Origin of the sequence: Actinomyces polynesiensis, from assembly GCF_000820725.1 — a bacterium.
Taxonomy (GTDB): domain Bacteria; phylum Actinomycetota; class Actinomycetes; order Actinomycetales; family Actinomycetaceae; genus Pauljensenia; species Pauljensenia polynesiensis.
Map to the genome: position 1 here is coordinate 1 of NZ_CCXH01000099.1, position 8,550 is coordinate 8,550.

Genomic DNA, 8,550 nt, shown 5'->3' on the forward strand with positions numbered 1-8,550 from the left:
TGGGCAGGTCGGCCGGGGTGGGGGCCGAACGGGTGGGCGCCGTGCCGCGGCCAGCAGCGTGGTGGGCGGGCGTCGTGCCGGGGGGCTCCTCGGCCGGGGGGCGGCCGTCGGGGGTGGACCTGGGGGTCAGGGGCATCGGTTGCTTCTCCAAGTGGTGGACCGCAACAGGGTATGCCCACCGTCCCGGTCCGTCCCGGCAGCGGTCCCCGGCGCCCGTACCGTGGACACCGCCCGGGCCCACCGTGGCAGGTCAGTGCAGGTCAGTGCAGGTCAGTGCGGGGGGCGCGGTCCGTGGCGCGGCCCCGGCCGTGTGCTCACTCCCAGGGGTAGGCGACACCCACCTGGGCGCGGACCTCGTCCATGATCTCCATGACCTCGATGGAGTCCTGCCAGGTCATCGCCGGGGACTGGGTGACGCCTGCCGCCAGGCAACGGGCGACTTCGGCGGCCTCGTACTGGAACCCACCCGGGAGCGTCGCGTCCCACTCGACGACGGTCCCGTCCGCAGGTCCGCCCTCGGGGAACGTCCGCAGGCGCAGCACACCCGGCCGGTAGAACTGGACGGGGAGCTCCAGCGCACCCTGCTCGAAGACGACCTCGGCAGCGGTGGCCGAGCGACCGTCGAGGTTGCAGCGCGCCACGCCGATCGCGGAGTCCGAACCGAAGGTCACCGCGTCCGCCGCGTCCACACCGGTGGAGGCGAGGAGCCGTCCGGTGGCGGAGATGACGGGGGGCTTGCCGAGCACCCAGTGGAGGAACGAGATCGGGTAGACCCCGAGGTCGAGGAGCGCACCACCACCGAGCTCGGGCTCGGTCATGCGCGGCACGTCCAGGAGGGACTGTCCGTGGTCGGCCTCCACCGAGACCACGCGCCCGAGCGCCCCGTTCTCCACGACCTGACGGATGACGCGGTAGTGGGGCAGCTGGCGGCTCCACATCGCCTCCATCGCGAACAGGCCGGAGCATGCGGCGAGGTCCAGGACCTCGCGGGCCTCCCGGGCGGAGATCGTGAAGGACTTCTCCACGAGCACGGGCTTCCCGGCCTCGAGCGCGAGGATCGCGTTGCGGGCGTGCATGGGGTGGACGGTGGAGACGTAGACGGCGTCCACATCCGGGTCGCTGACGAGCTCCTCGTAGCTCCCGTGGGCGTGGTCCACGCCGAACTCATCGGCGAAGGCCCTGGCGCGGCCGAGGTCGCGGGCACCGACCGCGACGACGGAGGATCGCGTGTGGAGGGGGACGTCGCGGGCGAAGGTGCGCGCGATGCCGCCGGCCCCGATGATCCCCCAGCGCAGGGCCGGGGCGTCCATGGGATCGGGCAGTTCGACACCGGATGCGACGTCGGCGAGGGCGGGCGGGAGGGCGGGCAGGGAGGAGTGCATCCACGGCGATGTCGTCATGCACAGATTCTGTCACCCCGGAGGGGCCGGCGTCACCACCGGTCTCCTCCGGTGTGCGCGCGCCCCACCGCCGGTCCACTCCCTGTGCCCGTGGGCGGGTCCACCCCGATGACGGAGGAGGGACATGGGGGAGTCCGTCCACGTTGCCGCGGGGTCACGGGCCGTCCCTACAATGGTCCCGCCTGCACCCCCCGGGGGTGGGTCCCATGACACCGGACGATCCCGGCCGCGCGCCGCGACACTGCCACTGAGGAGGGCCCCTTGCTCCCGTCCTCACTGCTCGGTCTGGTCCTGGCCCTGGTGATGTACGCGGTGTCCGTGTCGCCGTCGTTGCTGCCCCGCAGCTGGTGGTGGCACGCCGCGGTCTCCGGGGTGCTCATGGCGGGCGGGTACGCGCTGGGTGTGGTGCTGGAGACCTCCGGCGCGTGGGTCATGCAATGGTCCGGGCTGAGCATCCATGCGACCCCACAGGCCGAGGAGTGGTTCCGGTGGGCCCTGGTCGCCCTCTTCCTCCTCTGGTTCATGCGTGCCGTCGTCATGTCCTTCCTCGCCTCCCGCCGGGCTGCCGGGCTCGTCGAGATGCCCCCGGAGTCGGGTCGCGCCTACGTGCTGGGTCTCGCGGGGTCCCTCGTCCTCGCCTACGTGCTGGTCGGCCTGCTCGGGGCCCTCGCCTGGGTCGGACGGCGCGTGGTCGACCTGCTCGACCGTTGGCTGCCCGAGGTGCTGGCCTGGGTGATCGCCGGCGCAGTGGTCGGGCTGCTCGTCTTCGTCCTGAGCTCGCGGGTCCTCCTGCACGGCATCGTCCGGTTCTTCTCCCGGCATGCCTGGACGATGAACACGCGCACCGCGCGCGGAATCTACCAACCCACCGAACCCGAACGCTCCGGGTCCCCGGCCTCCCCCTCGACCTGGGAGTCGGTGGGTGGACAGGGCCGGGTGTTCCTGGGCCGGGGGCCGCACCGGGCGGACATCGAGGCCGTCACCGGGCGCCCCGCCAAGGAGCCGATCCGCGTGTACTCCGGCATGCCCCGCCACCCCGACGGGCTCCAGGGGTGCGCCGACCTGGTCGTCGAGGAGCTCCACCGCACCGGTGCCTTCGACCGCGCCGTCATCGTGGTGAGCATCGCCACCGGTTCCGGGTGGGTCGACGAGTGGCAGGTCCAGCCGGTGGAGTACCTGACGGGCGGGGACTGTGCCACCGCGTCGATGCAGTACTCCTACGTGCCCTCCTCCATCAACTTCCTCACCGGTCTGGACGTGTCGGTGGAGGCGGCCAGGCTGCTCTACCGAGCGGTCCGCGACGCCATCGACCAGCTGCCCGAGGGGCACCGGCCGGCCCTGTACGTCTCGGGGGAGTCACTGGGGGCCTTCGCCTGCCAGGAGGTCTTCGAGGACCTCGACGAGGTCCTGGCGGGTGTGGCGGGTGCGCTGTGGGTGGGGACGCCCTCGTTCACCCCCCTGCACCGTGAGCTCACCCGCGCCCGGCACCGGGGGAGCCCGGAGGTGGCGCCCGTCTACGACAACGCCCGACACGTCCGCTTCGTCAACGCCCCCCAGGACCTCACCGCCGACGTCTACGGTCGTGAGCTGGGCCCGTGGGGCCACCCGCGCGTCGTCTACGCCCAGCACCCCTCGGACCCGGTCGTGTGGTGCTCGGGGTCGCTGTTCTGGTACCAGCCCGACTGGCTGCGCGAGAAGGCGGGTCGTGACGTGTCCCGGGACATGGAGTTCACGCGGGGGGCGACATTCATCCAGGTGCTGGCGGACCTGCCGGTCGCCGGCACCATCCCCGGCGGCCACGGCCACAGCTACCACGAGGAGTTGGTACCCCTGTGGGAGGGCATCCTCGGCCTCCACGACGACGCACGCCCCGCAGGGCTGCCCGAGGGGTCGTGGGTCGACGGGGACGTGCGTGCCCGCATCGGCCAGGCCATCTCAGCCAACATCGCGATGTCGGACCGCCAGTGAGCTCGTTCCCCTCGACGTGGAGGGTGCGACCGCGGTCAGGTGGTGGGCGGCCTCCTCGGTGCGGGATCCTCCCGGCGCGGAGGAGGAGCCACCGGGATCAGAGGAGGTCGCGCTTCTGCATGACCTTCATGGCGACCCACCCGAAGGGGATGCGCCCGTAGAAGGTCACCAGGCGGTAGACCACGGCGGTCGACAGGGCGACCGACAGCGGGATGCCGGCCACCTGGAGCCCGGCGGTGAGGGCCGCCTCGACCGGACCGATGCCGCCCGGCGAGGGCACGACGGAGCCCAGGGAGTTCGAGGCGAGGTACGTGACCGCCAGGGCCATGAGGTCCAGCCTCCCCCCGAAGGCCGCCAGGGAGGCGGCGAAGGAGCCGATGAAGCCGACGTTCATCAGGAGGTTCCCACCCAGGACCGCGAGGATCCGACGCGGCTGGCCCACCAGCCACAGGACGCGGGGGTAGACCTGCATCCAGGTCGGCTGGACCTTCTCCCAGATCCACGTGCGCAGCCGGGGGGTCGCCACCACGACCGCCACGACGACCACGAGCACGGCCGCCACGGCGAGGATCGCCGTGTAGGGCAGGGACACGCCCAGGGTCGAGCCCGAGGTCAGGAGGATGACGAGCAGGAGCAGGACCGTGGTGAGGAACTGCGAGACCTGCATGAGGGTGACGGTGGTCGCCGCCATGGCGGTGGGCACCTTCTGCTTGTTGAGGAAGCGCAGGTTGAGGGCCGCCGGGCCGATGCCCGCCGGGGCCACGACGGTCACGATGGACGCCGCCACCTGGGCGAGGACCGCGTCCCCGAGCCTGATGCGCTCCGTGGAGAAGGCGACCAGGGGGATCGCCCCGCCCACCCACGTCAGGGAGGCCAGGGCGAAGGCGACGACGATCCAGGCCGGGTTCGCCTCCGTCACCGCGCTGACGATGTCCTGGAAGTTCATGGTGCCCAGGACGACGACCAGCGCCACCATGCCGATGCCGACCATGATGACGGTCCGCGGTGCGAAGCGCTGCAGGTTGAGCATCTGGACGCCCTCGTCGGGCGAGTCGCCCACGATCGCGTCGCGCAGGTCGGAGACGAGGTCGGTGCGCCGCACCGCGGCGTTGACGTCGCTGGGGAGGACCGCGCGCTGGAGCACGGGCGCGCACTCCTGCAGCGTCGCCGTGCCGACCACGCGGCGGGCGGACTCCAGTGCACGCTCCGCCCCGACGCAGGTGGCCAGGAGGACCAGCATCTGTGCGAGGTCGATGCGTCGGTTGAGTTCGGTGGTGGCGACCTCCCCCCGCTCCCAGTCGGTCAGCCAGACGGTCCCCGCCGGATCCAGGACCACGGAGTCGAAACCGAGGTCGCGGTGGGAGATCGAGCGGGAGTGGGCGCGGGCGAGCTGGCGCCAGGCCTGGTCGAGCACGGCGTCGGTGACGACGTCCTCGGGGGCGTCCCGAAGGGTGGTGGTGGGGGGCAGGGCACGGTGGACGACGAGCAGGGAGTCCCCCGCCTGGGCCAGCCCGAGGGGCTCCGGCACGTGGACCCCGGCTCGCATGGCCGATAGGGAGGTCAGCATGGCGCGCTCGGCATTGGCCTTGATGGAGGGGGAGATCCATCGCGAGATCCCACGCAGGCGCAGGTTGTTCCAGACGTCCACCATGGTGCCGGTGAGCTCCCGGCCCGGGTCGACGACGATGATCTCCAGGGGGACCCCGGAGTCGTCCCAGGCCTGGTAGTGGCGTGAGGAGTCGACCTCGGGGCGCCGGGTGACGGTGTACTCGACCAGGTCGACGTCGGTGTCGTACTGGCGCAGCGAGTGCGTGGTGCGGGAGTCGGGGCCGTCCTGCGCGCCCGGGGAGGGTGCCCCCTCGCCGATCGCCCAGGTGCGCAGCGGGTCCTCCTCGGTGTCCAGGTCCGTGCGGACCACCCGTGAGGGGACGATGCCGATGGAGAGCAGGCCCTCGACGATGTCGACCCCCGTGGCGCGTCGGTCCTCGAAACCCAGCACCCACCGGGCCATGGACCCGAAGGCGCGTCCGAAGAGCACGGAGATGAGGGCGCCGGGCAGGGTCATGACCCCGCGGATGACCCCGAGGAAGGTGATGGTCCACAGGCCCCACCACGAGTAGCGCACCGAGCGCATGTTCGAGGACTCGTCCGCCGCGGAGAAGGCCGCGGCCAGGGCCATGATCGCCAGGTTGAGGACGATCGAGCTCTGGCCGTCGGCGGTGATGCGCAGGGGCTGGGTGATCGTCTCGGGGACGTGCTCGAGGACCACGAGCAGCCCCCAGCCGGCCAGTGCGGTGACGGTTCCCGCCATCAGGAACTCCACGATCGAGCTCAGCCGCTTGCGTCGGGCCAGGGAGATGATGATGGCGATCGGGGCGACGAGGACGACCAGGCCCTCGATCAACGTGACGGGCAGCAGGAGCACCTGGCGGATGACGTTGGCGAACACACGCTGCGCACGTCCTCGATGACGCCCTCCGTCGTCGAGTGCGCGTACAGGCCGAAGACCCACACGAGCCCGACGCCCACCGCGGCCAGGGCCGCGTCGATGAGGTCCTCCCGGCGCCGCTGGCGCACCGGGACGCGATCGGCGAAGTAGGCGGGGCGGGTCAGGCGCGGTGGCGGAGGAGCGGCCCCGGCCCCGGCGCCCGTGGCCGTGCCCGAGGTCGTGTCCGTCATGCGAGCAGTCTAGGCGAGGGGCGCCCTCGTGCGGCCCGGGGCCCCCGGCCCGACCGCGCGGTGGGCTCCGCGCGGTCCTGTGCCCGCCACTCCGTCCGGCACCGCTAGTCTGGGGAGCAAGGACTCCTGCCCCCGACGGAAGGTCGACGTGCTCACCCCCCTCATCCTCGCCACGCCACTGGGTGCGTCATGGCTGAACACGGTCATCGGATGGTTCCACGACCCCGAGACCCTGCTCCTGGCAATGGGGCCCTGGGTCCTGTGGGGGACCCTCCTCATCGTCTTCATCGAGTCGGGTGTGCTCTTCCCCGTCCTGCCCGGTGACTCCCTGCTCTTCACAGCGGGTCTGCTCCACGAACGCCTCGGGCTCCACCTGCCCACCCTCATCGGCCTGACCTTCGTCGCCGCCTTCCTCGGGGCACAGGTCGGGTACTGGCTCGGCAGGCGCTACGGAAGACGTCTGTTCAAGGACGATGCGCGGTTCCTGCGCACCGAGCACCTGGACAAGGCCGAGGAGTACTTCACCCGCTACGGGGGCCGCTCCCTCGTCATCGGACGCTTCATCCCCTTCGTGCGCACCTTCATCCCGCTGGCTGCAGGCATTGCGCGCTACCCCTACGGGAAGTTCGTCGCCTACAACTCACTGGGCTCCCTGCTGTGGGGTGTGGGCATCACCTACGCCGGATCCGCACTGGGCGGAGTGCAGTTCGTGCACGACAACCTGTCCGTGCTCATCATGCTCATCGTCCTCGTCTCGTTGGTGCCGATGGTCGTCGAGGTCCTCCTCCAGCGTCGTCGTGCGCGGGCCGAGGCGCTCGCGGCGGACGGGATCGCCGCGGAGGTCGTCGAGGCCGTGGAGGAGTCCGGGACGGGCATCCTCCCCGTCGCGGATCCGGACCTGCCCGGGCGTGCCCCCGCACAGGGGCAACCCGACGGGGCAGAGTAGGGTCAACCCCCACCGGGTCCGCCCGGTGACGTCGTCGAACGAGGTCGGTCACGAATGCTCGCCTGGTGTGCTCTGCTCCCCGTGCTGGTGGCGATGGTCGCCACCGTCGTGCTGCCCGGCTACTTCTGGGTGCGCGCCTCCGTGCGCTCCGCGGTCGTCTCCGCAGCCGTGGCGCCCGCGCTCACCTTCGCCCTGGTGACGATCGTCTCGATCGCCTACCACGCCCTGGGGATCTTCTGGTCGGGGCGCACCGTCCTCCCACTCCTGGCCGTCGTGGCCCTGGTGGGTCTCGTCGTGTTCCGGGTCCGCACCCGTCGCCACCCCCTCGTCGGGGACGTGCTGGGTGATCCGGTCACTGTCAGGCCCCCGTTGCTGGGGGACGCGCCCTCGTCGCGTGCCTACCGGATCCTCCCCCGACGCGCACGCGTGGCGGCCTGGTGCCTCGTGGGCGTGGGGTGGGTCGTCGCGGTGGCCCCCCTCGTCGTGTCGGCGGACCCGGCCGACCCCGTGCAGCAGTGGGACCCCGTCTTCCACCTGAACGGGGTGTGGACCATCCTCCACACCGGTCAGGCCCAGCCCGCGGGCGGGCTCTCCCCCCTCTACGGGGGACGCGCGATCACCTATCCCATCGCCTGGCACGCGTTCACGGCGCTCTTCGCCGTGCCCACCAGCGTCGTGCAGGTCGCCAATGTGACGAGCCTGCTGCTCATGGGCATCTGGGTCGTGGGGTGCACCGCCTTCACCGCCGTGGTGTCGACCTCGCGGGTGGCGGTGCTCGCGGCACCGGTGCTGGCCGGGTGCATGCTCAGCATGCCCGCCGACGCCCTGACCATGTACAGCCAGTGGCCCAACGCCACGGGTGTGGCGCTGCTCCCCGGTACCGCGGCACTCGCGGTGGTCCTCGGCCGCCGCCTCACCCGCTCCACGGTGGGCGGGCTGGGCGGTGCGGTGCGCCACCTGCCCCTGTCGGGGCTGTTCCTCCTCGCGGTGCTCGGGGTCGGCTCGGCCCATCCCTCCGCCGTCTTCGCCCTCCTCGCGGTGCTCGCACCCCCACTCCTGGCGGGGTTGTCACGGATGGTGCGCCGCTCCCTGTGGCTGCGCGAGTCGGGCACTGCGGTCGTGCTGGCCCTGGCCGCAGTCGCGGTGGTGGGGGTCCCGTTGTGGGCACTGACCACCGAGAGGCTGCGCGCCATGGGCCGCTACCCGCGCCACGGGCAGGGCTGGGCGGAGGCGTTCTCCCACTTCCTCACACCCTTCCCGCCGTTCGACAGCACCCCGGGCCTGGCGATGACGGTGACGGTGATCGCCCTGCTCATGGTCGCCGGCGTGTACGCGACGGTGACCGCGGTGCGCTCCTGGGACTCCCTGGCCGCCACTTCCTTCCCCGACTGGCGCCTCCCCGGGGCACCCGTGGATCCCGAGGACCTCGCGGATGGTGGCGACGTCGGCGTCGGTCGTGACGTCGACACCGACGCGGACGCCGTGACGGTCCGGAGCGGCGACACCGACGCGGTGACCGGTGCCGCGGCCGGCACTGCCGTCCCCGGCACTGCCGTC

General features: G+C 72.0%; 6 protein-coding genes. 3 read left to right on the forward strand and 3 right to left on the reverse strand.

Annotated features, from left to right (window positions below; all coding sequences use genetic code 11):
* Positions 1-314: 314 nt before the first annotated feature.
* Positions 315-1,400, reverse strand: coding sequence for a Gfo/Idh/MocA family protein (locus TA90_RS04400; RefSeq protein ID WP_197067844.1), 1,086 nt, complete (start codon positions 1,398-1,400; stop codon positions 315-317).
* Between the two features lie 303 nt (positions 1,401-1,703).
* On the opposite strand from TA90_RS04400, the gene TA90_RS04405 reads away from it, so the two are divergent.
* Entirely contained in the window at positions 1,704-3,368 is a 1,665-nt protein-coding gene (locus TA90_RS04405; protein ID WP_052450502.1) for an alpha/beta hydrolase, read from the forward strand.
* A gap of 97 nt (positions 3,369-3,465) precedes the next feature.
* Here the strand turns inward: TA90_RS04405 and TA90_RS04410 are convergent, their stop codons facing one another.
* Complete coding sequence (locus TA90_RS04410; RefSeq protein WP_052450500.1) at positions 3,466-5,817, reverse strand: lysylphosphatidylglycerol synthase transmembrane domain-containing protein; 2,352 nt, start codon at positions 5,815-5,817, stop codon at positions 3,466-3,468.
* A complete protein-coding gene (locus TA90_RS15485; protein ID WP_052450501.1) occupies positions 5,769-6,047 on the reverse strand; it encodes a hypothetical protein in 279 nt (92 codons plus the stop codon). The genes TA90_RS04410 and TA90_RS15485 overlap by 49 nt, the downstream gene beginning before the upstream one ends.
* A 244-nt stretch (positions 6,048-6,291) precedes the next feature.
* Between TA90_RS15485 and TA90_RS04415 the strand changes: the two genes are divergently transcribed.
* Positions 6,292-6,993: a DedA family protein gene (locus TA90_RS04415; protein ID WP_187120089.1), complete on the forward strand. Its 702-nt coding sequence runs from the start codon at positions 6,292-6,294 to the stop codon at positions 6,991-6,993.
* 54 nt (positions 6,994-7,047) lie between these two features.
* Positions 7,048-8,550: DUF6541 family protein (locus tag TA90_RS04420; RefSeq protein ID WP_331394256.1), on the forward strand; the 1,503-nt coding region annotated here is incomplete at its 3' end.

Coding starts and splice junctions, on each gene's coding strand:
- TA90_RS04405 (WP_052450502.1), top strand. CDS start 1,704: ATGTACGCGGTGTCCGTGTCGCCGTCGTTGCTGCCCCGCAGCTGGTGG.
- TA90_RS15485 (WP_052450501.1), bottom strand. CDS start 6,047: ATGACGGACACGACCTCGGGCACGGCCACGGGCGCCGGGGCCGGGGCC.
- TA90_RS04400 (WP_197067844.1), bottom strand. CDS start 1,400: ATGACGACATCGCCGTGGATGCACTCCTCCCTGCCCGCCCTCCCGCCC.
- TA90_RS04415 (WP_187120089.1), top strand. CDS start 6,292: ATGGGGCCCTGGGTCCTGTGGGGGACCCTCCTCATCGTCTTCATCGAG.